The sequence below is a fragment of the Hydrogenophaga crocea genome, from assembly GCF_011388215.1.
Lineage (GTDB): Bacteria > Pseudomonadota > Gammaproteobacteria > Burkholderiales > Burkholderiaceae_C > Hydrogenophaga > Hydrogenophaga crocea.
In genome coordinates this window covers 4356329-4380402 of the sequence record NZ_CP049989.1, presented here as the reverse complement: position 1 = coordinate 4380402, position 24074 = coordinate 4356329, and the positions used below count along the sequence as shown (strand labels likewise).

Sequence of the window (24074 nt, the reverse complement as noted above, 5' to 3'; positions counted from 1 at the left end):
TGCTCAGATGCTGAACATCATGGCGGTGAGCACGAAATCGAGCCCGAGCACGGTGAGCGAGGCCATCACCACGGTGCGGGTGGTGGCGCGCGACACGCCCTCGGGCGTGGGGCGTGCGAGGTAGCCCTGCAGCAGCGCGATGAAGGTGACGGCGAAGCCGAACACGACGCTCTTGATGACGCCGTTGCCGACGTCGGCCCAGACATCGACGCCGCTCTGCATCTGGCTCCAGAAGGCGCCGCCGTCGAGGCCGATGAGGCCCACGCCCACCAGCCAGCCGCCGATGACGCCGACCGCGCTGAACACGGCGGCCAGCAGCGGCATGGTGATCACGCCGGCCCAGAAGCGCGGCACGAGCACGCGGCGCACCGGGTCCACGGCCATCATTTCCATGGCGCTGAGCTGCTCGCCGGCCTTCATGAGGCCGATCTCGGCGGTGAGCGAGGTGCCCGCGCGGCCCGCGAACAGCAGCGCGCTCACCACGGGCCCGAGCTCGCGCACCAGCGAGAGCGCCACCAGCACGCCGAGCGCGTCGGTGGCGCCGTAGCGCTGCAGCGTGTAGTAGCCCTGCAGGCCGAGCACGAAGCCCACGAACAGGCCCGACACACCGATGATGGACAGCGAGTGGTTGCCCAGGAAATGGATCTGGTCGCGCACCAGGCCGAAGCGGCGCAGCGCCACGCCCACCAGGGCGACCAGGCGCACGAACAGCCGGGCACCGAAACCCAGCGCCGTGAGCCACAGGCGCACGGCGCGGCCGACGCGGGCGGGGTGCAGGGGACTCATCGCGCGCCTCCGGGGCCGAAGTCGTCGGCGAGCGAGGGCGCCGGGTGGTGGAAACGCACCGGGCCTTCGGGCCGCGCGTTCACGAACTGGGCTACCAGGGGGTCGTCGCTGTGGCGCACGTCGTCGGGTGTGCCCTGCGCCGCGATGCGGCCGTTGGCGAGCACGATCACCTGGTCGGCGATGGCGAAGGTTTCGTCGAGGTCGTGCGAGACCACGATGCTCGTGAGGCCCATGGCGTCGTTGATTTCGCGGATCAGGCGCGAGGCGGTGCCCAGCGAGATCGGGTCGAGGCCGGCGAAGGGCTCGTCGTACATCACGAGCTCGGGGTCGAGCGCGATGGCGCGGGCCAGTGCCACGCGCCGCGCCATGCCGCCCGAGAGTTCGCTGGGCATGAGGTTTCGCGCGCCACGCAGGCCCACGGCGTTGAGCTTCATGAGCACGATGTCGCGCACCAGCGGCTCGGGCAGCCGGGTGTGCTCGCGCAACGGGAAGGCCACGTTGTCGAACACGCTCATGTCGGTGAACAGCGCACCGAACTGGAACAGCATGCCCATGCGGCGGCGCGCCGCGTAGAGCGCGCGCGGGTCCATGGTGGTGACGTCGGCGCCATCGAACAGGGTCTGGCCGCGCTGGGCGCGGATCTGGCCGCCGATGAGGCGCAGCACCGTGGTTTTGCCACCGCCCGAGGCGCCCATGAGCGCCGTGACCTTGCCGCGCGGCACGGTCAGCGAGATGTCGTCGAGGATGACGCGCTCACCGTAGCCGAAGGTGAGCCCGCGCAGTTCGACCAGCGGGGGTGGGGAGGCGGTGTTCATCAATGAAAAGCCGGGCGTGAAACCCGGCCGCCGCATGATACGGGAATCGGCTCAACCCGATTTCCGTATCCCCTTACAGATTGGTAATCGTCTGTTCAGCGCGGCAGGTCGGAGTAGCCCATGAGGAACTCGTCGACTGCGCGCGCGGCCTGGCGGCCTTCGCGGATGGCCCAGACCACCAGCGACTGGCCGCGGCGCATGTCGCCGGCAGCGAACACCTTGGCCACGTTGGTGGCGTAGCCGCCCGTGAAGTCGGTGCTGGCGCGGGCGTTGCCGCGCGCGTCCTTGTCGACGCCGAAGGCCTCGAGCACGCTGGCCACGGGGTTGGTGAAACCCATCGCGAGCAGCACCAGGTCGGCCTTGTATTCCTTCTCGGTGCCCGGCACCTCGACGAACTTGCCGTCCTTGAACTCGACGTGCACGGTCTTCAGCCCGGTGAGCTTGCCGTTCTTGCCGATGAATTCCTTGGTGGACACCGCGAACTCGCGCACGCAGCCCTCTTCGTGGCTGGAGCTGGTGCGCAGCTTGAGCGGCCAGTAGGGCCACACCAGGGGCTTGTTTTCCTGCTCGGGCGGCTGGGGCATGACCTCGAACTGGGTCACGCTCGCGGCGCCGTGGCGGTTGCTGGTGCCCACGCAGTCGGAGCCGGTGTCGCCGCCGCCGATCACGATCACGTGCTTGCCGTCGGCGCGCAGCTGGCCCTTGAACTTGTCGCCCGCGTTGACCTTGTTCTGCTGCGGCAGGAACTCCATCGCAAAGTGCACGCCATCGAGCTCGCGGCCGGGCACGGGCAGGTCGCGGCTCTGCTCGGCGCCGCCCGTGAGCAGCACGGCGTCAAACTCGCTCTTGAGCTGCTCGGCGCTCACGGTTTCCTTGGCCCAGTTGGTGACCTTGCTGCCCGCGGGCATGGCGCCCACGAGCACGCCGGTGCGGAACACCACGCCTTCGGCCTCCATCTGCGCCACGCGGCGGTCGATGTGCGACTTCTCCATCTTGAAGTCGGGAATGCCATAGCGCAGCAGGCCGCCCACGCGGTCGTTCTTCTCGAACACGGTCACATCGTGGCCGGCGCGCGCGAGCTGCTGCGCGGCCGCCAGGCCCGCGGGGCCCGAGCCCACCACGGCCACCTTCTTGCCGGTCTTGTGGCGCGCGGGCTGCGGCCGCACCCAGCCTTCGGCCCAGGCCTTGTCGATGATCGCGTGCTCGATCGACTTGATGCCCACGGCGTCGTCGTTCACGTTGAGCGTGCAGGCGGCCTCGCAGGGCGCGGGGCAGATGCGGCCGGTGAACTCGGGGAAGTTGTTGGTGCTGTGCAGAACCGTGATGGCGTTCTTCCAGTCGCCCTGGTACACGAGGTCGTTGAAGTCCGGAATGATGTTGTTGACCGGGCAGCCGTTGTTGCAGAACGGGGTGCCGCAGTCCATGCAGCGCGCGCCCTGCACCTTGGCCTGCGACTCATCGAGGCCGACGACGAATTCCTTGTAGTGCTTGAGCCGCTCGGGCACGGGCGCGTAGCCCTCTTCGATGCGCTCGAATTCCATGAAGCCGGTGACTTTTCCCATGGTGCTGTCCTTGTGCGTGTCGTGGGGCTTGGGGGCTTACTTCGCGGGCACGGTGGCCTTCTTGGCCGTGCCCTTGGCTTTGGTCGTCGCCTCGGCCGCGGCCTGGCGGGCGTGCATCTCGCCGAGCGCGCGCTTGTACTCGGTCGGGAAGACCTTGACGAACTTCGCGCGGGCCTGGGCCCAGTTGTCGAGCAGTTCGCGCGCGCGCTTGCTGCCGGTCCAGCGGTTGTGGTCTTCGAGCAGCTTCTTGAGCTGGGCCTCGTCGGTCTGGCCGCGGTGCCAGGTGGCCTTGTCGCTCTGGGCTTCCTGTTCCTTGGCCGACAGCACGGGCTCCAGGCCCACCATGGCGGTGTTGCAGCGCTTGGCGAACTGGCCGTCTTCGTCGTACACGTAGGCCACGCCGCCGCTCATGCCGGCCGCGAAGTTGCGGCCGGTCTTGCCCAGCACCACCACGGTGCCGCCGGTCATGTATTCGCAGCCGTGGTCGCCCGTGCCTTCCACCACCGCGGTGGCGCCCGACAGGCGCACCGCGAAGCGCTCGCCGGCCACGCCGGCGAAGAAGGCCTCGCCCGTGGTGGCGCCGTACAGCACCGTGTTGCCCACGATGATGTTGCGAGTGGACTCGCCGCGGAAGTCGATGCTCGGGCGCACCACCACGCGGCCGCCCGACAGGCCCTTGCCGGTGTAGTCGTTGGCGTCGCCGATCAGGTAGAGCGTGATGCCCTTGGCCAGGAAGGCGCCGAACGACTGGCCACCCGTGCCCTCGAGCTGGATGCGGATGGTGTCGTCGGGCAGGCCTTCGGGGTGGTGCTTGGTGAGTTCGCCCGAGAGCATGGCGCCCACCGAGCGGTTCACGTTGCGGGCCACCTCGATGAACTGCACGCGCTCGCCCTTTTCGATGGCGGGCTTGCACTTCTGGATCAGCACCTGGTCGAGCGCTTTCTCCAGGCCGTGCTCCTGCGCTTCGGTGTGCAGGCGCGGCACATCGGCCGGCACCGCGGGCGTGGCCAGCAGGCGGCTGAAGTCGAGGCCGCGGGCCTTCCAGTGGGCGATGCCCGCGCGCATGTCGAGCAGGTCGGCGCGGCCGATGAGGTCGTCGAACTTGCGCACGCCGAGCTGGGCCATGATGTGGCGCACCTCTTCGGCGATGAAGAAGAAGTAGTTGACCACGTGCTCGGGTTTGCCCGAGAACTTCTTGCGCAGCTCCGGGTCCTGCGTGGCCACGCCCACCGGGCAGGTGTTCAGGTGGCACTTGCGCATCATGATGCAGCCCTCGACCACCAGCGGGGCGGTGGCGAAGCCGAACTCGTCGGCGCCGAGCAGCGCACCGATGACCACGTCGCGGCCGGTCTTCATCTGGCCGTCGGCCTGCACGCGGATGCGGCTGCGCAGGCGGTTGAGCACCAGGGTCTGCTGGGTCTCGGCCAGGCCGATCTCCCAGGGCGAGCCCGCGTGCTTGATGGACGACCAGGGCGAGGCGCCGGTGCCGCCGTCGTGGCCGGCGATCACCACGTGGTCGGCCTTGCACTTGGCCACGCCCGCGGCGATGGTGCCCACGCCCACCTCGGACACCAGCTTGACGCTGATGCTGGCGTGCGGCGCCACGTTCTTGAGGTCGTGGATCAGCTGGGCCAGGTCTTCGATGGAGTAGATGTCATGGTGCGGCGGCGGGCTGATGAGGCCCACGCCCGGCACCGAGTAGCGCAGCTTGCCGATGTACTCGGACACCTTGCCGCCGGGCAGCTGGCCGCCCTCGCCCGGCTTGGCGCCCTGGGCCATCTTGATCTGCACCTGGTCGGCGCTCTGCAGGTATTCGGCCGTGACGCCGAAGCGGCCCGAGGCCACCTGCTTGATCTTCGAGCGCAGGCTGTCGCCGTCTTCGAGCGGCAGGTCGACCTCGACCACGTCCTCGCCGATGATGGACTTGAGCGTTTCGCCCTTGGTGATCTTGATGCCCTTGAGCTCGTTGCGGTAGCGGCGCTCGTCTTCGCCGCCTTCGCCGGTGTTGCTCTTGCCGCCGATGCGGTTCATGGCCACGGCCAGCGTGGCGTGGGCCTCGGTGCTGATCGAGCCCAGCGACATCGCGCCGGTGGCGAAGCGCTTGACGATCTCCTTCGCCGGCTCGACCTCGTCGAGCGGGATGGCCTTGCTCGGGTCGAGCTTGAACTCGAACAGGCCACGCAGCGTCATGTGGCGGCGGCTCTGGTCGTTGATGATCTGGGCGTACTCCTTGTACGTGTTCCAGTTGTTGGCGCGCGTGCTGTGCTGCAGCTTGGCGATGGCGTCGGGCGTCCACATGTGCTCTTCGCCGCGCGCACGCCACGCGTACTCACCACCGGCGTCGAGCATGCTCTCGAGCACCGGGTCGTCGCCGAAGGCGGCCTTGTGCATGCGCAGGGCTTCTTCGGCGATCTCGAACACGCCGATGCCCTCGACGCGGCTCGCGGTGCCGGTGAAGTACTTGGCCACGGTGTCGCTGCTCAGGCCGATGGCCTCGAAGAGCTGGGCGCCGCAGTAGCTCATGTAGGTGCTCACGCCCATCTTGGACATGATCTTCGACAGGCCCTTGCCGATCGCCTTGATGTAGTTGTAGATCGCCTTGTCGGCGCTCAGCGCGCCCGGCAGGTCCTTGTGGATCGAGGTGAGCGTTTCCAGCGCCAGGTAGGGGTGCACCGCTTCGGCGCCGTAGCCCGCGAGCACGGCGAAGTGGTGCACTTCGCGCGCCGTGCCGGTCTCCACCACCAGGCCAGCGCTGGTGCGCAGGCCTTCACGCACCAGGTGCTGGTGAATGGCCGAGAGCGCGAGCAGCGCAGGAATGGCCACCTGCGCCGCGCCCACGCCGCGGTCGCTGATGATGAGGATGTTCTTGCCGCCCTTGATGGCGTCGACCGCGGCCGCGCACAGCGAGGCCAGCTTGGCTTCCACGCCCTCGCGGCCCCAGGCCACCGGGTAGGTGATGTCGAGCGTGACGCTGCGGAACTTGCCCTGCGTCACCGATTCGATGTTGCGCAGCTTGGCCATGTCGCGGAAGTCGAGCACGGGCTGGCTCACTTCGAGGCGCATGGGCGGGTTGACCTGGTTGATGTCGAGCAGGTTGGGCTTGGGGCCGATGAAGGACACCAGCGACATCACGATGGCTTCGCGGATCGGGTCGATCGGCGGGTTCGTGACCTGCGCGAACAGCTGCTTGAAGTAGTTGTAGAGCGGCTTGTTCTTGTCCGACAGCACGGCCAGCGGGCTGTCGTTGCCCATGGAGCCGATGCCCTCTTCGCCGTTCGTGGCCATGGGGCTCATGAGGAACTTGATGTCCTCCTGCGTGAAGCCGAAGGCCTGCTGCAGGTCGAGCAACTCGGGCGACACGCGCTCGACGCCGGCCGACTGCGGCTCGGTCTGGGCCACGGGCAGCTCCTGCGGCGATTCACCGGCCACCGGGTGCTCGACGTCGTCGAGGCGGATGCGCAGGTTGTCGATCCACTGCTTGTAGGGCTTGCTGTTGGCGAGGTTGGCCTTGAGCTCCTCGTCGTCGATCATGCGGCCCTGTTCGAGGTCGATCAGGAACATCTTGCCGGGCTGCAGGCGCCACTTGCGCACGATCTTGTTCTCGGGCACGGGCAGCACGCCCGACTCCGAGCCCATGATCACCAGGTCGTCGTCGGTGATGCAGTAGCGCGAAGGGCGCAGGCCGTTGCGGTCGAGCGTGGCGCCGATCTGGCGGCCATCGGTGAACACGATCGAGGCCGGGCCGTCCCACGGCTCGAGCATGGCGGCGTGGTACTCGTAGAACGCGCGGCGGCGGTCGTCCATGAGCGTGTGCTGTTCCCAAGGCTCGGGAATCATCATCATCACGGCCTGCGCCAGCGGATAGCCGGCCATGGTGAGCAGCTCGAGGCAGTTGTCGAAGGTCGCGGTGTCGGACTGGTGCGCGAAGCTGATCGGGTAGAGCTTCTTCAGGTCGTCACCGAGCACGGGCGAGCTCATCACGCCCTCGCGCGCCTTCATCCAGTTGTAGTTGCCCTTGACGGTGTTGATCTCGCCGTTGTGCGCGACGTAGCGGTACGGGTGGGCGAGCGGCCACTCGGGGAAGGTGTTGGTGGAGAAGCGCTGGTGCACCAGGCCCAGCGCGGACACGCAGCGCGGGTCCTGCAGGTCCTTGAAGTAGGTGCCGACCTGGTCGGCCAGCAGCAGGCCCTTGTAGACCACGGTGCGGCTGCTCATGCTCACCACGTAGTACTCCTTGGAGTGCGTGAGCTTGAGGCGCTGGATCGCGGCGCTCGCGGTCTTGCGGATCACGTAGAGCTTGCGCTCGAGCGCGTCCTGCACGATGACGTCGTTGCCGCGGCCGATGAAGACCTGCCGAATGATGGGTTCCTTGGCGCGCACCGTGGGCGACATGGGCATGTCGAGGTTCACGGGCACATCGCGCCAGCCCAGCAGCACCTGGCCCTCGGCGGCGATCGCGCGCTCCATTTCCTGTTCGCAGGCCAGGCGGCTGGCGTGCTCCTTGGGCATGAAGATCATGCCCACGCCGTACTCGCCCGCGGGCGGCAGCGTGACGCCCTGCGCCGCCATCTCTTCGCGGTAGAGCGCGTCGGGCATCTGGATCAGCAGGCCCGCACCGTCGCCCATGAGCTTGTCGGCGCCCACGGCGCCCCGGTGGTCGAGGTTCTCGAGGATCTTGAGCGCCTGCGTCACGATCGCGTGGCTCTTCTCGCCCCTGATGTGCGCCACGAAGCCCACACCGCACGCATCGTGCTCGTTGGCCGGGTCGTACAGACCGTGTTGCTGGAGGTGCTGCTGCTCGCCAAACGTGCTCATGGCGTGTCCTTATTCGTCGTGGGGCAAAAACAAACGGGACTGCGAGCATATTGCATCGCACCATGCCGGCCAAGCATTTTAAATGGGGTCAGATCCCATTTTTCTCACCACCCCAGCTCGTGAGAATTCAATTGGGGACAGATCAAAGACGCGAAGGGCTCAGGGCTCGTCGGCACGCACCGGCATCGGCGGGCGGCCGCGCGGCGAACGCGCCACCCGGCGCTCGGTGTGCTTTTGCAGGGCCTGCACGAAGGCCGCGTCGCCCAGGGCCCAGCCGTGGAGCGTGGCGTCGGCGATGGCCCGCTGCTGCTCGGCCGACAGGCCGGCGCGCACCCGCTCGCCATAGGCTGCCTCGCGCGCGAACGGCGTGTTGCCCAGCGCCCAGTACACGGGGTGCGGCGTGAGCTGGCGGTCGACGCGCTGCCCGATGTGGTGGCGGTGGCTCGACCAGGCGTAGTCGCGCGGATCCGACACCAGGCCCTCGCGCACCGGGTGCAGTTCGATGTGGGCCATGCAGGCCAGCAGGTAGCCCTCTTCCTGCACCAGCGTCGACTTGTAGCGACCGTCCCACAGGGTGCCGCTGCGGCCGTGCCGGTTGTTGAAGCGGCGCACGTAGGCCCGGCCCACGGCCTGCATGGTGCGCGGCACGCCATCGGCCGTGGTGGGCGTGAGCAGCAGGTGCAGGTGGTTGTCCATCAGCGCCCAGGCGTGCACGGCCACGCCGTGGGCACGCGCCTGCTCGAACACGAGGTCCATGAGCTGCTGGCGGTCGGTGTCGTCCAGCACGATGGCCTGGCGGTTGTTGCCGCGCTGGATCACGTGGTGGGCGTGACCGGCAAGGGTGAGGCGGGGCAGTCGGGCCATGGCCGGGGCATCGTGGTGGGGGGCCGATTATGGGAGCGCGCGGTCGATGCGCTGGGCCACCCACAGGCCCAGCAGGCAGCAGGCGCCGGTCACGAGCCAGCTCCATTGCCAGCCCCCGGCCAGCGTCGCCACCCAGGCCACCAGCGGCGGCCCGGCGAACTGCCCCAGGGCCGAGAGCTGCTGCATCCAGCCCACCGTGGTCGACACCGTGTCTTCACCCGGCGCCAGCCGCACCGCAAGCCCGAACAGCGTGCCAGGAATCAGCCCGCCCACGCCGGAGAACACCAGCACCCCCAGGTACTGCAGGCCGAACGGCCCGTCGAGCGCAAACGCCAGCACCGCGCCCACGCCCATGGCGAGGTAGGCGAGCCGCAGCACCACCAGGGGTCGCGCACCGTGCGCGATCCAGCGGCCGGCGCCGATGTTGCCGCCCATGTTCACCGCCGCGGCCAGCGCGCTCAACAGGCCGGCCGCGACACCGCCGAGCCCGCCCTGCGCCAGGATGGTGGGCAGAAAGCCCACCACCGCCAGCCACTGGCCCGAGTACAGCAGGAAACCCAGGGCCACGAGCCAGGGCCCGGGCGCCGACAGGGTGCGCCGCAGGCGCGGCAGCAAGGGAGCGGCCTGACCGTCCAGGCGGGCATCTGCCGGCAGGCCCATGAGCAGCATCAGCGCGGCCAGGGCCGACACCCCCGACAGCGCCAGCCACACCACGCGCCAGCCCATGGACTCGATCACCGGTGCGCCCACCAGCAGCGCCAGGGCCGTGCCCAGCGGCATGTAGGCGCCCCACCAGCCCAGCGAGCGCGCGAGCAGCCGCGGCTCGGCCACGTGGCGGCGGATCAGCCCGGGGGCCGGCAGCACCGCCAGCAGAAAGCCCAGCCCTTCGAGCACGCGCGAGGCCAGCAGCCAGCCCGGCGAAGGCGCCGTGGCGCCCCAGGCGCTGCCCAGTGCGAGGGCCACCAGCCCGAGCAGCATCACGCGCCGCGGACCGAAGCGGTCGGCCGAGAGGCCGACGAACAGGCCCAGGCACATGCCCGCGAGCTGCACCAGCGACAACAGGAAGCCGGCCTGCAGCAGACTGATGCCCAGCCCGGCCTGCAAGGCCGGCACGGCGGGCGGCAGCTTGCCGATGTGCAGGGCGCAGGTCACGCCCACGCCCACCACGAGCGCGGCCGCGCGCTTCGGAGGCTGCGGCCCGCTCATGGGAACACCGCGGCGCCGAACAGGCGTTCGTGCTCGCGGATCGCGAAGCGGTCGGTCATGCCCGCGATGTAATCGGCCACGGCGCGCGGCAGCGCCGGCGCTTCGCGGTAGGCCTCGGGCAATTGCGAGGGCTCGGCCAGGTAGCGCTCGAACAGGTCGCGCACCACCTGGCGCGCCCGGCCCGTGGTCTCGACCACCTGCGGGTGGCGGTAGAGGTTGCGGAACAGGAAGCGCTTGAGCTGCTGGCTGCTGTCGCGCATGCCGTCGGAAAAGCGCACCAGCGCGGCCGAGGCGCGCACCTCGTCGGGCGATTGCACGCCCGCCTCGGCGATGCGCGCGCGGGTCGCGTCGATCACGTCGTACACCTGATCGCTCAGCATGCGGCGGATGCTTTCGAAGAGCAGCCGCCGGCCGCGCAGGTGGGGATGCTGCTGTAGCGCCTGGCGGCGGTAGCGGTCGAACAGCTCGACCGCCTCGAGCTGCTCCATCGTGATCAGGCCCGAACGCACGCCGTCGTCGATGTCGTGCGCGTTGTAGGCGATCTCGTCGGCCAGGTTGCACAACTGGGCTTCGAGCGAAGGCGAGCCGCCCTGGAGAAAGCGCCGCGCGATGCCGCCCGGCTCGCGCGCCTCGAGCTGCTCGGCGTGGCGGCGTGAGCAGTGCTTGAGGATGCCCTCGCGCGTTTCGAAGCAGAGGTTCAGGCCGTCGAACTCGGGGTAGCGTTCTTCGAGTTCGTCGACCACCCGAAGGCTTTGCAGGTTGTGCTCGAAGCCCCAGCCCTCGGGCGCCTGGCCGTCCGGCGGCAAGGCCTGCAAGGCTTCGTGCAGGGCGTCCTGGCCAGCGTGGCCGAAGGGCGTGTGGCCCAGATCGTGGGCCAGCGCCACGGCCTCCACGAGGTCTTCGTTGAGACGCAGCGAGCGCGCGATGCTGCGGCCCAGTTGGGCCACCTCGATCGAGTGCGTGAGCCGCGTGCGGAACAGATCGCCTTCGTGGTTGAGGAAGACCTGGGTCTTGTAGACCAGGCGGCGGAACGCGGTGGAGTGCACGATGCGGTCGCGGTCGCGCTGGAAGGCGGTGCGCGTCGGCGCGTCGGGCTCGGGATGGCGCCGACCGCGGCTGCGCGCAGGGTCGCAGGCGTAGGGGGCCAGCAAGGCCGTCATGCGGGCTGGCAGCTGCGCGCGATCACGTCGGCCACCACCGCATCGGGCACCGGGCGCAGCACCGCGCGGCCCGGGCCGTCGATGAGCACGAAGCGGATCTCGCCGGCCTCGGCCTTCTTGTCCACCCGCATGAGGTCGAGGTAACGCTCGGCGTTGCGACCGGGGTCGAGCACCGGCGCCACCACGGGCAGTCCGGCGCGCTCGACGAGGCGCTTGACGCGGTCCACGAAGGCCGCATCGACCAGCCCGACCGCTTGCGACAGGCGCGCTGCCATGACCATGCCGCATCCCACGGCTTCGCCGTGCAGCCAGGCGCCATAGCCCATGCCGGCCTCGATCGCGTGCCCGAAGGTGTGGCCGAAGTTGAGGATGGCGCGCAGGCCCGACTCGCGCTCATCGCTGGACACCACGGCGGCCTTGATCTCGCAGCTGCGCTGCACCGCATGCGCCAGGGCCTGCAGGTCGAGGGCCCGCAGGGCATCGATGCGCGTCTCGATCCATTCGAAAAAGGCCATGTCGGCGATCGGTCCGTACTTGATGACCTCGGCCAGGCCCGCGCTGAGTTCCCGCGCCGGCAGGGTGCGCAGCACCGACAGGTCGCACAGCACGCGCAAGGGCTGGTGGAAGGCGCCGACCATGTTCTTGCCCAGCGGGTGGTTGATGCCGGTCTTGCCACCCACGGAAGAGTCGACCTGCGACAGCAAGGTGGTGGGCAGTTGAACGAACGACACGCCGCGCATGAAGCACGCGGCGGCGAAACCGGTCATGTCGCCCACCACACCGCCGCCCAGGGCGTAGAGCACGGTCTTGCGGTCACAGCCCGCAGCGAGCAGGCCATCGAAGATGCGCTGCAGTGTGACCCAGTTCTTGTGCGCCTCGCCGTCGGGCAACACCACCGTGTGCACCTGGCGGTGCCGTCGCTTGAGCCCCTGCTCGAGCGACGCCAGGTACAAGGGCGCCACGGTTTCGTTGGTCACGATCAGCGCGTGACCACTGGTGGGCAGGCCTTCGTAGGAGGCGGGATCGTCGAGCAGGCCGGCGCCGATCAGGATGTCGTAGCTGCGATCGCCCAGGTCGATGGGCACTTGCAAAGGCGTGGGAACAACGTCGGTGGAGGGCATGCCCGAAGTGTATGCCGGCCCCCGGGCGGGGCCTTGGGGGCTCAGGCCGGCGCGTCGGGCGCGGTGCGCACGAAGCCCGCGAGCTCGAGCTGCATGACGATCATGTTCACCAGCGTCGCCACCGAGGGCCGGCCGGTGTCGATCGTGAAATGCGCGCTCTGCGCATACAGCGGGTGGCGTTGTGCGTGCAGCTCGCGCAGCTTGGCCAGCGGATCGGCAACCTGCAGCAGCGGCCGGTTGCGGTCATGGCGGAGACGGCGCTGCAGCTCCTCGGGCGAGGACCGCAGGTACACGACCTGGCCGTGCTCGCGCATGCATTGCCGGTTCTCGGGCCGGAGCACCGCTCCCCCGCCGGTCGACACGACCGAGATCGGGCCGGCGGCGATGTCGGCCAGCACGCCGGCCTCGACGTCGCGAAACGCGGCCTCGCCCTCGCGCTCAAAGAAGGTGCGGATGCTGGAGCCGATGTGCGCCTCGATAGCGTGGTCCACATCGACAAAGGGCAAACCCAGCCGGCGGGCCAACTGGCGCCCGACGGTGGATTTGCCCGAGCCCGGCAGTCCGACGAGGAATACCGATGTGCTGAGAGTCAATTGATCGCGGTGCGGCCGAGCACGCGGGGCGTGATGAAGATCAGCAGTTCGGAACGCTCATCGATCATGTCGCGCGACTTGAACAGGTTGCCCACGGCCGGGATGTCGCCAAGCAGCGGCACCTTGCGGATCTGGTTGCGCTCGGTGCGCTCGAAGATGCCGCCGATCACCACGGTGCCGCCGTTCTCGACCAGCACCTGGGTCTTCACGTGCTTGGTGTCGATCGCGATGCCGTCCACGGTGGTCTCGCCGCGGGTGTCCTTGTTCACGTCCAGGTCGAGAATGATGTTGCCCTCGGGCGTGATCTGCGGCGTGACCTCGAGCTTGAGGTTGGCCTTGCGGAAGGCGATGGCCGTGGCGCCGCTGGAGGTGGCGGTCTGGTAGGGGAATTCGGTACCCTGCTCGATCAGGGCCTTCACCTGGTCGGCCGTGACCACCCGCGGGCTCGACACCACGCGGCCTTTGCCGTCCGACTCCAGCGCCGAGATCTCGAGCGCGAGGAAGCGCGAGGCGTTGGGGCTGAACAGCGACAAGGCGTAGGTGGCCGCGGTGCCACTGGGCGGCAGCGCGGGCAGGCTGACGAAGGGCGAGGAGGTCAGCGTGGGGCTGGTCGTGACGGCCGAGTAGTTGCTGCCGAAGTTGCCGCGAACGCCGTTGCCGTTGACCGAACCGGCGCTGAAATCACGCACGCCGCCACCCAGGCGCACGCCGATGGACTTGCTGAAGTCGTCGTCGGCTTCGACGATGCGGGCCTCGATGAGCACCTGGCGGATGGGGATGTCGAGCTTGGCGATAAGGTCCTGCACCTGCTGCAGGCGCGAGGGGATGTCGGTGACGAACAGCTGGTTGGTGCGTGGCTCGGCGATCACACTGCCGCGTGCCGAGATGATGCGTGCCGAGCCGCCCGACGAGCCGGTCCCTCCCACCGAGCCCGCGGTAAGCTGGGCTGCGATGTCGGCCGCCTTGGCGTAGTTCATCTGGAACGACTGGGTGCGAACCTGTTCGAGGCTCTCCACGGTCGCACGGGCCTCGAGCTCCTGCTTCTCGCGGGCGGCGATCTCGTCGCGCGGCGCGATCCACAGCACGTTGCCGGTCTTGCGCAGGCCCAGGCCCTTGGCCTGCATGATGATGTCGAGCGCCTGGTCCCAGGGCACATCGCGCAGGCGCAGGGTCACGGCGCCCGTCACCGAGTCGGAGGTGACGATGTTGAAGTTGGTGAAGTCGGCGATCACCTGCAGCAGCGCTCGAACCTCGATGTTCTGGAAGTTCAGCGACAGCTTCTCGCCCGAGTAGCCCGGGCCCTGGGTGAGCTTGGAGGGGTCGATGCGCTGCTCGCGCACCTCGAGCACGAACTGGTTGTCGCTCTGGTAAGCCGAGTGTTCCCAGTTGCCCGTGGCGGCCACCACCATGCGCACGCGATCGCCGTTCTGGGTGGTGGTGACGGTGCGCACCGGCGTGCCGAAGTCGGTCACGTCGAGGCGGCGGCGCAGCCCTTCGGGCAGCACGCTCTTCATGAACTCGACGACCAGGCCGGTGCCTTCCTGGCGGATGTCCACGCCCACCTGGTTGTTCGGCAGTTCGACGACCACGCGGCCGCTGTTGCCCGTGCCGCGGCGGAAGTCGATGTCGCGCAACGCGCCCACGTCCACGTTGCGGCTCTCGGAGAAGGCCGCGGGCGGGTTCGTCTGGGCCGTCACGGCTTCGGAGCGCTCCAGCACCACGAGCAGGCTGTTGCCGTCAATGCGCGTCTGGAAAGCTGCTGCCTGCTTGAGGTTGATCACCACGCGCGTGCGGTCGCCCGCCTGCACCACCGTGGCCGAGCGCAGGTTGCCCTCGTTGATGTCCACGGTGCTGCGGCCGATCGCGTTGGTGACGCCAGGAAAGTCCAGCGCGATGCGCGCGGGCGACTGCGTGGAGAAGCTCGCCGGAACCGCCTTGAGCGGCTCGTTGGTGTTGATGCGGATGATCTCGGCGCCGCTCTGGATGCCGCCCGTGACCGACTGGATCGCCACCTGCGCCTGGGCCAGCCAGGAACTGGCGAGCAGACACGCCGCCAGACCGCCCTTGTACAGCCTCCGCCCCCACGATGCGCCCGTCATCGTCTGTTCCGGCTTCTTCATTTAGATTCCTCTACTAGCTGCAGCGCCGTCGGGCGCTCGATCCATTCGCCTGCGGCGTCCTGCACGATCTCGCGCAGAACCACTTCGGTTTCGGTAATGCGGGTCACCCGCCCGTAGTTCTGACCCAGGTAGTTTCCGGGACGCACCTGGTACAGCAGCCGGTCGATCTTCACCAGGGCCACCAGCTGGCCATCCCGGTTCAGACTGCCCACCATGCTCATGGCGTCCAGCGGGAAGGCCTCGAGCGGCTGACGGCGGCGCGCGAGCTCGGGCTCGATCAGCGCCGAACTGGCCGCGGACACCGTCTGCGCGCCACGCAGCAGGCTGGCCAGCTTCTCGGTGCTGAAGGGCGGGATCAGGCGCTCGGCGCCGTAGGGCTGGGGAACGAAGCGGGTGGGTTCTGGAATCGGCTGCACCGACGGACGGATCGCATTGCGCTCGGCCTGCATCCAGGCCTGCAATTCGTCCTGGCCCGAGGAGGTGCAGCCCGCCAGGACCATCACCCCGAGTGCCGCGCAGGAAAATCGATGCATCACTTGGCAGCCCCCTTGGCCTTTTGCTGTGCCGCCACCTCTTCCGGATCCAGGTAGCGGAAGGTCTTGGCCACGCCGTCCATGGCGAGGTAGCCCTCACGATTGGCTATCGGCGTCAGCGTGAGGTTGTTGAGGGTCACGATGCGCGACAGGTTGGCGATGTCGCCGGCGAACAGACCGATGTCGTGGTAGCTGCCCGTGACGCGGATGGTGATCGGGAGTTCGGCGTAGTACTCGCGCACCGCCACCTGCCCCGGGCGGAACAGCTCGAACTGCAGGCTGCGGCCCAGACCGGCCTGGTTGATGTCCGACAGCAGCGCGTCCATCTCGGCCTTGCTGGGCAGCTGCTTCTCCAGTTGCGTCACGTACTGCTGGACCTGCTCGAGCTGCTTGCGCAGGGCGTCGAGGTTCACGGCCTGCACCAGCTTCTGCTTGTAGGTCTCGCGCAGCTGCTGCTCCTTGGCCGTCTCGGCCACGAGCTCTTCGTCCACGCCCTTGAGCCAGGAGAACCACAGCGCCGCCACCACGCCCGCGCACACCGCGACGAACAGCAGGTTGCGAGGCAGCGCGGGCCACAATGAAGGGTCGTTGGGATCGAGCCCCGAGAACTGCGACCGCAGCTTGCCCTGCAGGGCAGACAAATCCATGTTGAGAGCGGACTTCTTGGCCATCACAACCTCTTCAAACCTTGCCCGCGGCGGGGGCCGCGGGTTTGGCCGGGTCAGCGGCCGGCACCGCAGCCGGCTTCGGGGCTTCCGGACGGCGCAGGGTCACACGCATGACGAAGTTCGCCACGCGCCGCGCGTCCTTGCCGCTCACCGCAGCGTTCGCGGCCACGATCTCGACGAGTTCGGGACGGGTCAGGGCCGGGCTGTTGTTGCCAAGGTTGCGCAGCAACTCGGACACACGCTCCTGGGACTGGGCGGTGCCGTTGAGCAGCACGCTGCTGCCCTCCTGCTTCATCGAGCGCAGGTACACCCCTTCGGGCAGTTGCTTGACCAGCTCTTCGAGCAGGTACACCGGCAGGTTGCGGCCGGCCTGCAGGTCTTCCACCGCGGCCTGGCGGGCGCGCAGCGAGGCGATCTGCGCCTGCAACGTGGCGATGTCCTTGATCTCGGCGTCGAGCTTGGCGATTTCCTGCGTGAGGAATTGGTTGCGCTCCTGCTGGACCGAGATCTGCCCCTGGTACCAGGTGAACACGGCACCGCTGATCACGCCGCCGAGCAGGGCGGAGAGCCCCAGCTGGACAAAAAACTGTTCCTTCTGGCGCTTGCGTGCCGCTTCGCGGTGCGGCAGCAGGTTGATGAGGATCATTGGTAGAACCTCCGAAGCGCAAGACCGGTGGACGTCAGGTAGGCCGACGACTCGCGCGAGATCTTGCGCGCCTGGATGTTGGAACCCAGTTCCATCGCGTCGAAGGGATTGATCAGCATGCAGGCGAACGAGGTCTGGTGCGTGACCGCTTCGGTCAGGCCCAGCAGCGCGGCGCTGCCGCCCGCGAGCAGGATGTGGTCGATCTTGTTGTAAGGCGTGCTCGTGAAGAAGAACTGCAGCGCCCGGCCGATTTCCTGCGACAGGCTTTCGATGAACGGATCGAGCACGGCGCTCTGGTAGTCCTCGGGCAGATCGCCCGACCGTTTCTTGGCCTCGGCCTCGTCGGTCGAAAAACCGTACTGGCGGATGATGAGCTGCGTGAGCTGGCTGCCGCCGAACGCCTGGTCGCGCTCGTAGAGCACCTCGTCGTTGCGGATGACTTGCAGGCTGGTGGTCATCGAGCCGATCTCGAACAGGGCCACGAGCGCATCGACGCCCTGGTTCGGCAGCGTCTCGATCACACGGCCGGCGGCCAGGCGCGACGCGTAGGACTCCACGTCCATCACCACGGGCTTGAGGCCGGCCGCTTCGGCCAGGCCCTGCCGGTCGGACACCTTTTCCTTGCGCGAGGCCGCGATGAGCACCTCGACGTCGCCCACCGAGGTGGTGCTGGGCCCCACCACGCAGAAATCGAGGCTGACCTCGTCGAGCGAGAACGGGATGTACTGGTTGGCCTCGGACTCGACCTGCGCCTCGAGTTCCTTGTCGGACATGCCACCGGGCAGGATGATCTTCTTCGTGATCACCGCGGACGCCGGCAGTGCGAGCGCCACGTTGCGGGTCTTGCTGCCGCTCTTGCGCACCACGCGGCGCAAGGCGTCGGCCACTTCGTCGAACTTCTCGATGTTGCCGTCGGTGATCCAGCCGCGCTCCAGCGGCTCCATGGCACACCGTTCAAGCACGAACTCGCCTGCGCGATTGCGGCTCAACTCGACCAGCTTGACGCTGGAGGAACTGACATCAATGCCCAACAAGGGCGCCGGTTCCCGGCTGAAAAGCGATCCCAATGAGATCAAGGTGGCCCCCAAATCGCGTGGCGCGCACGCGCGCCATACTTAAGAATTCACTTCAATGCTAGCAGTAAGCCCATTGAGCGGCAAAGATTTCTTGCCTCACGCACAAATAGAAACGTTGTCAAAAGCCGACGCGCTGTGAGGGGACGGTGATGGCCGAGTGCCCAGGTGTCTGCCCTGGTTCCGGCCCATGCGAAGCCGCCCTTCAAAACCCCATCGGCCCGGAAACCGACTCCTACAATGGCGGGCCGATTGCCCCGAATCCGAATGACCCAAGACACCCAGCCTGCCAAAGGCACCACTGCGAAGGCAGTATCTGCGCGCCCTTCTGCACTCGCCTGGATCGGGCGCTTGGTGGTGGCTGCGGCCGGACTGGCGGCGGCGGGTGTTGCGGCCATGTTGATCGCCATCGGCATCGCTCTGGCGGTGGCCTATCCCAACCTGCCCGACGTCACCGGACTGGCCGACTACCGACCCAAGCTGCCCCTGCGCGTGCTCGCGGACGACGGGCAGTTGCTCGGCGAATTCGGTGAAGAGCGGCGCAATCTGCTCACCATCGACGAGATCCCCGACGTGATGAAGAACGCGGTGCTCGCCATCGAGGACGCGCGCTTTTTCGAGCACAGCGGCGTCGACTACCGCGGCATGGTGCGCGCGGCGCTGGCCAACCTGCGCGAGGCCAAGAGCCAGGGCGCATCCACCATCACCATGCAGGTCGCGCGCAACGTCTACCTCTCGGCCGAGAAGAGCTACACGCGCAAGATCTACGAGGTGCTGCTCACCTTCAAGCTCGAGCACCTGCTCACCAAGGAACAGATCCTCGAGATCTACATGAACCAGATCTTCCTGGGGCAGCGGGCCTACGGTTTCGCATCGGCCTCGCAGATCTACTTCGGCAAGCCGCTCAAGGACGTGACCATCGCCGAGGCCGCGGTGCTGGCCGGCCTGCCCCAGGCGCCTTCGGCCTACAACCCGGTGCGCAACCCCAAGCGCGCCCAGGCGCGGCAGCGCTACATCATCGACCGCATGGTCGAGAACGGCTTCATCACGCCGGCCCAGGCGGCCGAGGCCAAGGCCCAGCCGATCAAGCTGCGCCAACCCGCCCGCGAGGAACACATGGCCGCCGAATTCGCGGCCGAAATGGCGCGCCAGGCCATCGTCGCGCAGTACGGCGAAGCGGCCTACACGCGCGGCCTGGTCGTCACCACCACCATCAACACCAAGGCGCAGCAGGCGGCCTACCGCGCGGTGCGCCAGGGCGTGCTCGACTACGAGCGCCGCCAGTTCTACCGCGGCCCCGAGCTGTTCATCAACCTGCCCGACGACCCGCAGCAGCGCGACCAGGCCATCGACGAGGCGCTCGCCGAGCGCCCCGACAACGGCGATCTGCTGTCGGCCGTGGTGCTCGAAGCCAGCCCGCGCAAGGTGGTCGTGGTGCGCCAGGACGGCGACCCGATCGAGATCACGGGCGAAGGCCTCAAGCCCGTGCAATCGGGCCTGTCGGACAAAGCCGGCCCCAACATCAAGCTGCGCCCGGGCGCGGTGGTGCGCGTGGTCAAGGTCGACGACAAGTCCTGGCGCATCACACAGGTGCCCGAGGTGGAGTCGGCCTTCGTGGCCATGGACCCGCGCAACGGACGCATCGCGGCCCTCATCGGCGGCTTCGACTTCAACAAGAGCAAGTTCAACCACGTGACGCAGGCCTGGCGCCAGCCGGGCTCGAGCTTCAAGCCCTTCATCTATTCCGCGGCGCTGGAAAAGGGCCTCACGCCCATGACCGTGGTGAACGACGCGCCGCTGTTCTACTCGGCCACCGAAACCGGTGGCAAGCCCTGGGAGCCCAAGAACTACGACGGCCAGTTCGAGGGACCAATGTCGGTGCGCCGCGCGCTCGCCAAGTCCAAGAACATGGTGTCGATCCGCGTGCTGCAGCTGGTGGGCACGCAAAGCGCGCAGGAATGGGTGACGCGCTTCGGCTTCGACGCCGACAAGCACCCCGCCTACCTCACGATGGCCCTGGGCGCGGGCTCGGTCACGCCGCTGCAGATGGTCTCGGCCTATTCCGTGTTCGCCAACGGCGGTCACCGCGTGGCGCCCCTGCTCATCACGCGCGTCACCGATGCGCGCGGCCATGTGCTCTACGAGGCGCCGCAAACCACGCTGGACAACGCGCCGCGCGCGATCGAACCGCGCAACGCCTTCATCATGAACAACCTGCTGCAGGAGATCACGCGCTCGGGCACCGCGGCGCGCGCGCAGGCCACACTCAAGCGCCCCGACCTGTACGGCAAGACCGGCACCACCAACGACGCGGTCGACGCCTGGTTCGTGGGATTCCAGCCCACGCTGGCCGCGGGCGCCTGGATCGGCTACGACACGCCGCGCAACCTGGGCAGCCGCGAAACCGGCGGTGGCCTGGCCCTGCCGATCTGGATCTCGTTCATGCAGGAGATGCTCAAGGGCGTGCCGGTGACGACGTACGAGGCCCCGCCCGGCGTCGTCAATGTGGGCGGCGAGTGGTACTACGAAGAGTTCGTGCCCGGCCGCGGCGTGCACGGCCTCGGCCTGGGCGACCCCTGGCCCGGAGCACCGAACGGCACGCCGGTGGACAACAACGGCCTGCCGGTGCCGACGCCGGTGCCGGCACCGCAGCCGGACGAGCGACGCAGCATCCTCAACCTGTTCAGGAACTGAAGCGCAGGGGCTGGCCGGCCTGCTCGCTGGCGTAGCGGCTCAGGTTCTCGAAGAACTCGCCGCTGCCCTTGGTGTCCTGCCAGTTCGTGCCGTCGTGCTTGTAGTGGAAGCCGCCCGCGCGCGCGGCCAACCACACCTCGTGCAGCGGCTTCTGCAGGTTGATCACGATCTGGCTGCGGTTGCGAAAGGTCAGCGTGATCATGCCGCCCACACGCTGGTTGTCGATGTCGGCATCGCTGTCTTCGTTGATGCGATCGCAGGCCAGCTCGACCGCGCGCAACAAGGCTTCGGCGCGGTCCTGGTATTCGAGGTCGGTCATAGAATGCGCGGATGTTCAGGTGGCTGCGCATTCTAGGTTTCCGCTCCGGCCCCGCTCGGGTCATGGCCTTGGCGTTGGCGCTGTCGTGCCTGGCTGCCTGCGGGCAGCGGGGTCCGCTCTACCTGCCCTCTCCGACCTCCGCCGCCAAGACCAAGGCTTCCACCGATGTCCCTGCCCCTGCCCGCACACCTGACGCTTCGACACGGTGAATTGCATTTCGAGGACGTGCCCCTCGAGCGCCTGGCCCGCGAACACGGCACCCCGCTCTTCGTCTACAGCAAGGCCGCCATCCTGCAGGCGCTGGCCGCCTACCAGCGCGGCCTCGCGGGCCGCAAGCACCTGATCTGCTATGCCATGAAGGCCAACTCGTCGCTGGCCATCCTGCAGGTGCTGGTGCGGGCGGGTTGCGGCCTGGACATCGTCTCGGGCGGTGAGCTCGAACGCGCGCTGGCGGCCGGTTGCGCGCCCGAGCGCATCGTGTTCTCCGGCGTGGGCAAGCAGCGCGGCGAGATGCGCCGCGCGCTCGAGGTCGGCATCGGCTGCTTCAACGTCGAAAGCCGCGCCGAGCTCGACGTGCTCGACGAGGTCGCGCGCTCGATGGGCCTGCGCGCGCGCGTGAGCATCCGCGTCAACCCCGATGTGGACGCGAAGACCCACCCCTACATCTCCACCGGCCTCAAGGGCAACAAGTTCGGCATCGCCCACAGCGAGGTGCTGCAGACCTACCGCCATGCCGCGGCCTGCGCCGGCCTGGAGGTCGTGGGCATCGACTGCCACATCGGTTCGCAGATCACCGAAGTGGCGCCCTACCTCGACGCCATGGACCGCGTGCTCGACCTGGTCGCCGCGATCGAGGCGGCGGGCGTGCCGCTGCACCACATCGACTTCGGCGGCGGTCTGGGCATCGACTACAACGGCGACACCCCGCCGGCCGCCGACGCCCTGTGGCCGCAACTGCTGGCCAAGCTCGATGCGCGCGGCTACGGCGAGCGCACGGTGATGATCGAACCCGGCCGCTCGCTGGTGGGCAACGCGGGCGTCTGCCTCACCGAGGTGCTGTTCACCAAGCCCGGCGAACAGAAGAACTTCCTGATCGTCGACGCGGCCATGAACGACCTGCCGCGACCGGCGATGTACCAGGCCTTCCACCGCATCGAGCCGGTGCGCCCGCGCGCCGACGCCGCGAGCACCGTGTGGGACGTGGTGGGCCCGGTGTGCGAAAGCGGCGACTGGCTGGGCCGCGACCGGGCGCTCGCCGTGCAGCAGGGCGACCTGCTGGCCGTGTTGTCGGCCGGTGCGTACTGCATGGCCATGGCCAGCAACTACAACACGCGCGGCCGCGCGGCCGAAGTGCTGGTGGACGGCGCCATGGCCACGCCGATCCGCCAGCGCGAGAGCGCGGCCGATCAGATGCGGCTCGAGACGCTGCTGCCCTGAGGCGCGAGGCGCCGCCACAGGCGCCAGCCCAGCACCAGCGCGAACAGCGCGGCGTACACCGCCACCTCCTGAAAGTTGTTCTTGCCCGCGCGCATCCAGAAGAAGTGCAGCAGCGCGAGCACCGCGATCGCGTAGACCGCGCGGTGCAGCGCCTGCCAGCGCGGTGCACCGAGCGCGCGGATCGCGCGGTTGAACGAGGTCGCCGCGAGCGCCAGCAGCAGCAGCCAGGCCAGCGAGCCCACCAGAATGAACGGGCGCTTGGGAATGTCGGCCACCACATCGGCCCACACGAAGCCCATGTCGAACCACACATACGCGAGCCAGTGCAGCGTGGCGTAGAAGAACACGAACACGCCGAGCATGCGGCGAAAGCGCGCAAGCGCGGGCATCCGGAAGGTGATCCGCAAGGGCGTCACCAGGAGCACCAGCAGCAGCGCACGCAGCGTCCAGTCGCCCAGCGAGCGGATCAGCGCCTCGGCCGGGTTCGCACCGAGCCGATCGGCCACCGCGGCCCAGACCAGCCACACGAAGGGCAGCAGCCAGAGCGCGAACACCAGCGGCTTGGCCAGGGGATGCAACAAGGCCCGCTGAAGGGCCGCGCGGTCCATGGGGCGGGGCTCAGTAAAACTTCTTGAGGTCCATGCCCGCGTAGAGCTGGCCCACCTGCGCCTCGTAGCCGTTGAACATCAGGGTCTGTCGGCGCTTGGCGAACAGGCCACCGCCGTCTTCGCCGATGCGGCGCTCGGTGGCCTGGCTCCAGCGCGGGTGCGACACCTGCGGGTTCACGTTCGAATAGAAGCCGTATTCCTGCGGCGCCGCCACGTTCCAGGCCGTCTTGGGCTGCTGCTCGGTGAAGCGGATCTTCACGATCGACTTGCCGCTCTTGAAGCCGTACTTCCAGGGCACCACGAGCCGCACCGGCGCGCCGTTCTGGTTCGGCAGCACCTCGCCATACATGCCGAAGGTGAGCAGGGTCAGCGGGTGCAGGGCCTCGTCCATGCGCAGGCCTTCCACATAGGGCCAGTTCAGCACGTTCGAGCGCAGACCGGGCATCTGCTTGTCGTCGGCCAAGGTCACGAACTCCACGTACTTCGCGCTGCCCTGCGGCTCCACGCGCTTGATGAGTTCGGCCAGCGAGTAGCCCTCCCACGGGATCACCATCGACCAGCCCTCGACGCAGCGCAGGCGGTAGATGCGCTCCTCCATGGGCGCCAGCTTGAGCAGGGCCTCGAGATCGAAGCGGCCCGGCTTGTTCACCAGCCCCTCGACCTGCACGGTCCAGGGCTGCGGCTTGAGCGTCTTGGCGTAACGCGCCGGGTCTTCCTTGTCGAGGCCGAACTCGTAGAAGTTGTTGTAGCCCGCCGCGTCTTCGTAGCGCGCGGGTTTCTCCACCGTGGTGCCGCCGGGCACGGTGCTGGGCTTGCCCGGCAAGGGGGCGAGCTTGCCCGGACGGGGCACCGTGTTCTGGGCCCAGGCGTCTCGCGCGGCCCAGGTGGCGCCCGCAGCGGCCGCCGCCAGCAGCCATTGGCGGCGTTGCAGGTAGGCCGAGCGCGGCGTGATGTCGCTGCTGGTGGGGTGGACGAAACCGTTGTCGGGCGTGCGGATCAGCATGGCCTTGCCTCCAGAAATGACACGGGCGCGGAAGATGCCGCGCCCGCCGGC

The 24074-nt window shown here is 68.4% G+C and carries 20 protein-coding genes; 3 read left to right on the top strand and 17 right to left on the bottom strand.

Annotated features, from left to right (window positions below; translation table 11 throughout):
* Window positions 1–3: 3 nt before the first annotated feature.
* The 14 genes from mlaE to G9Q37_RS20765 all read right to left on the bottom strand — a co-directional run bounded on the left by mlaE (window position 4) and on the right by G9Q37_RS20765 (window position 17965).
* Window positions 4–786 carry a lipid asymmetry maintenance ABC transporter permease subunit MlaE gene (mlaE, locus tag G9Q37_RS20830; RefSeq protein ID WP_166230414.1) on the bottom strand — a complete coding sequence of 261 codons (783 nt, stop codon included), beginning with the start codon at window positions 784–786 and terminating at the stop codon, window positions 4–6.
* Window positions 783–1601, bottom strand: coding sequence for an ABC transporter ATP-binding protein (locus G9Q37_RS20825; protein ID WP_166230412.1), 819 nt, complete (start codon window positions 1599–1601; stop codon window positions 783–785). The genes mlaE and G9Q37_RS20825 overlap by 4 nt, the downstream gene beginning before the upstream one ends.
* 95 nt (window positions 1602–1696) lie before the next feature.
* Window positions 1697–3163, bottom strand: coding sequence for a glutamate synthase subunit beta (locus tag G9Q37_RS20820; protein ID WP_166230410.1), 1467 nt, complete (start codon window positions 3161–3163; stop codon window positions 1697–1699).
* A gap of 36 nt (window positions 3164–3199) precedes the next feature.
* Window positions 3200–7978, bottom strand: coding sequence for a glutamate synthase-related protein (locus tag G9Q37_RS20815; RefSeq protein ID WP_166230408.1), 4779 nt, complete (start codon window positions 7976–7978; stop codon window positions 3200–3202).
* A 159-nt stretch (window positions 7979–8137) separates the two neighbouring features.
* The gene (locus G9Q37_RS20810; protein ID WP_166230406.1) at window positions 8138–8842 is read right to left on the bottom strand and encodes a transposase; all 705 of its coding nucleotides are present in this window, start codon (window positions 8840–8842) and stop codon (window positions 8138–8140) included.
* A gap of 27 nt (window positions 8843–8869) precedes the next feature.
* Entirely contained in the window at window positions 8870–10048 is a 1179-nt protein-coding gene (locus G9Q37_RS20805; RefSeq protein ID WP_166230404.1) for an MFS transporter, read from the bottom strand.
* Window positions 10045–11208 (bottom strand): deoxyguanosinetriphosphate triphosphohydrolase, encoded by a 1164-nt coding sequence (locus G9Q37_RS20800; protein WP_166230402.1) that lies wholly within the window; start codon window positions 11206–11208, stop codon window positions 10045–10047. The genes G9Q37_RS20805 and G9Q37_RS20800 overlap by 4 nt, the downstream gene beginning before the upstream one ends.
* The gene (gene aroB, locus G9Q37_RS20795) at window positions 11205–12329 is read right to left on the bottom strand and encodes a 3-dehydroquinate synthase (RefSeq protein ID WP_166230400.1); all 1125 of its coding nucleotides are present in this window, start codon (window positions 12327–12329) and stop codon (window positions 11205–11207) included. The genes G9Q37_RS20800 and aroB overlap by 4 nt, the downstream gene beginning before the upstream one ends.
* 41 nt (window positions 12330–12370) lie before the next feature.
* Window positions 12371–12922, bottom strand: a complete 552-nt coding sequence (locus G9Q37_RS20790; RefSeq protein WP_166230399.1) for a shikimate kinase — start codon at window positions 12920–12922, stop codon at window positions 12371–12373.
* On the bottom strand, window positions 12919–15042 hold the full coding sequence (locus G9Q37_RS20785; protein ID WP_205710684.1) for a type IV pilus secretin PilQ: 2124 nt from the start codon (window positions 15040–15042) through the stop codon (window positions 12919–12921). Before G9Q37_RS20785 ends, G9Q37_RS20790 begins: the two co-directional genes overlap by 4 nt.
* Window positions 15039–15575, bottom strand: coding sequence for a pilus assembly protein PilP (locus G9Q37_RS20780; protein ID WP_166230397.1), 537 nt, complete (start codon window positions 15573–15575; stop codon window positions 15039–15041). Before G9Q37_RS20780 ends, G9Q37_RS20785 begins: the two co-directional genes overlap by 4 nt.
* Window positions 15575–16246, bottom strand: a complete 672-nt coding sequence (locus tag G9Q37_RS20775; protein ID WP_166230395.1) for a type IV pilus inner membrane component PilO — start codon at window positions 16244–16246, stop codon at window positions 15575–15577. The genes G9Q37_RS20780 and G9Q37_RS20775 overlap by 1 nt, the downstream gene beginning before the upstream one ends.
* A gap of 10 nt (window positions 16247–16256) precedes the next feature.
* Window positions 16257–16889 (bottom strand): PilN domain-containing protein, encoded by a 633-nt coding sequence (locus tag G9Q37_RS20770; RefSeq protein ID WP_166230393.1) that lies wholly within the window; start codon window positions 16887–16889, stop codon window positions 16257–16259.
* Window positions 16886–17965, bottom strand: a complete 1080-nt coding sequence (locus G9Q37_RS20765) for a pilus assembly protein PilM (RefSeq protein WP_166230391.1) — start codon at window positions 17963–17965, stop codon at window positions 16886–16888. Before G9Q37_RS20765 ends, G9Q37_RS20770 begins: the two co-directional genes overlap by 4 nt.
* 264 nt (window positions 17966–18229) lie before the next feature.
* On the opposite strand from G9Q37_RS20765, the gene G9Q37_RS20760 reads away from it, so the two are divergent.
* Window positions 18230–20656, top strand: coding sequence for a penicillin-binding protein 1A (locus G9Q37_RS20760; protein WP_166230389.1), 2427 nt, complete (start codon window positions 18230–18232; stop codon window positions 20654–20656).
* Here the strand turns inward: G9Q37_RS20760 and cyaY are convergent.
* Complete coding sequence (cyaY, locus tag G9Q37_RS20755) at window positions 20646–20975, bottom strand: iron donor protein CyaY (RefSeq protein ID WP_166230370.1); 330 nt, start codon at window positions 20973–20975, stop codon at window positions 20646–20648. The genes G9Q37_RS20760 and cyaY overlap by 11 nt on opposite strands.
* Before the next feature lie 11 nt (window positions 20976–20986).
* On the opposite strand from cyaY, the gene lptM reads away from it, so the two are divergent.
* Together lptM and lysA are read left to right on the top strand one after the other, a co-directional pair.
* Entirely contained in the window at window positions 20987–21184 is a 198-nt protein-coding gene (gene lptM / locus G9Q37_RS21990) for an LPS translocon maturation chaperone LptM (RefSeq protein ID WP_166230368.1), read from the top strand.
* Window positions 21141–22412, top strand: coding sequence for a diaminopimelate decarboxylase (gene lysA, locus G9Q37_RS20745; protein ID WP_166230366.1), 1272 nt, complete (start codon window positions 21141–21143; stop codon window positions 22410–22412). Before lptM ends, lysA begins: the two co-directional genes overlap by 44 nt.
* Here lysA and G9Q37_RS20740 read toward each other — a convergent pair.
* The gene (locus G9Q37_RS20740) at window positions 22382–23020 is read right to left on the bottom strand and encodes a protein-methionine-sulfoxide reductase heme-binding subunit MsrQ (protein WP_166230364.1); all 639 of its coding nucleotides are present in this window, start codon (window positions 23018–23020) and stop codon (window positions 22382–22384) included. The genes lysA and G9Q37_RS20740 overlap by 31 nt on opposite strands.
* Window positions 23021–23030: 10 nt before the next feature.
* Complete coding sequence (msrP, locus tag G9Q37_RS20735; protein WP_166230362.1) at window positions 23031–24023, bottom strand: protein-methionine-sulfoxide reductase catalytic subunit MsrP; 993 nt, start codon at window positions 24021–24023, stop codon at window positions 23031–23033.
* Window positions 24024–24074 lie beyond the last annotated feature (51 nt).

Coding starts and splice junctions, on each gene's coding strand:
- G9Q37_RS20820 (WP_166230410.1), bottom strand. CDS start 3,163: ATGGGAAAAGTCACCGGCTTCATGGAATTCGAGCGCATCGAAGAGGGC.
- lptM (WP_166230368.1), top strand. CDS start 20,987: ATGTTCAGGTGGCTGCGCATTCTAGGTTTCCGCTCCGGCCCCGCTCGG.
- G9Q37_RS20805 (WP_166230404.1), bottom strand. CDS start 10,048: ATGAGCGGGCCGCAGCCTCCGAAGCGCGCGGCCGCGCTCGTGGTGGGC.
- G9Q37_RS20800 (WP_166230402.1), bottom strand. CDS start 11,208: ATGACGGCCTTGCTGGCCCCCTACGCCTGCGACCCTGCGCGCAGCCGC.
- G9Q37_RS20780 (WP_166230397.1), bottom strand. CDS start 15,575: ATGCATCGATTTTCCTGCGCGGCACTCGGGGTGATGGTCCTGGCGGGC.
- G9Q37_RS20785 (WP_205710684.1), bottom strand. CDS start 15,042: ATGAAGAAGCCGGAACAGACGATGACGGGCGCATCGTGGGGGCGGAGG.
- G9Q37_RS20815 (WP_166230408.1), bottom strand. CDS start 7,978: ATGAGCACGTTTGGCGAGCAGCAGCACCTCCAGCAACACGGTCTGTAC.
- msrP (WP_166230362.1), bottom strand. CDS start 24,023: ATGCTGATCCGCACGCCCGACAACGGTTTCGTCCACCCCACCAGCAGC.
- G9Q37_RS20810 (WP_166230406.1), bottom strand. CDS start 8,842: ATGGCCCGACTGCCCCGCCTCACCCTTGCCGGTCACGCCCACCACGTG.
- G9Q37_RS20775 (WP_166230395.1), bottom strand. CDS start 16,246: ATGGCCAAGAAGTCCGCTCTCAACATGGATTTGTCTGCCCTGCAGGGC.
- G9Q37_RS20770 (WP_166230393.1), bottom strand. CDS start 16,889: ATGATCCTCATCAACCTGCTGCCGCACCGCGAAGCGGCACGCAAGCGC.
- mlaE (WP_166230414.1), bottom strand. CDS start 786: ATGAGTCCCCTGCACCCCGCCCGCGTCGGCCGCGCCGTGCGCCTGTGG.
- G9Q37_RS20760 (WP_166230389.1), top strand. CDS start 18,230: ATGACCCAAGACACCCAGCCTGCCAAAGGCACCACTGCGAAGGCAGTA.
- G9Q37_RS20825 (WP_166230412.1), bottom strand. CDS start 1,601: ATGAACACCGCCTCCCCACCCCCGCTGGTCGAACTGCGCGGGCTCACC.
- aroB (WP_166230400.1), bottom strand. CDS start 12,329: ATGCCCTCCACCGACGTTGTTCCCACGCCTTTGCAAGTGCCCATCGAC.
- lysA (WP_166230366.1), top strand. CDS start 21,141: ATGTCCCTGCCCCTGCCCGCACACCTGACGCTTCGACACGGTGAATTG.
- cyaY (WP_166230370.1), bottom strand. CDS start 20,975: ATGACCGACCTCGAATACCAGGACCGCGCCGAAGCCTTGTTGCGCGCG.
- G9Q37_RS20740 (WP_166230364.1), bottom strand. CDS start 23,020: ATGGACCGCGCGGCCCTTCAGCGGGCCTTGTTGCATCCCCTGGCCAAG.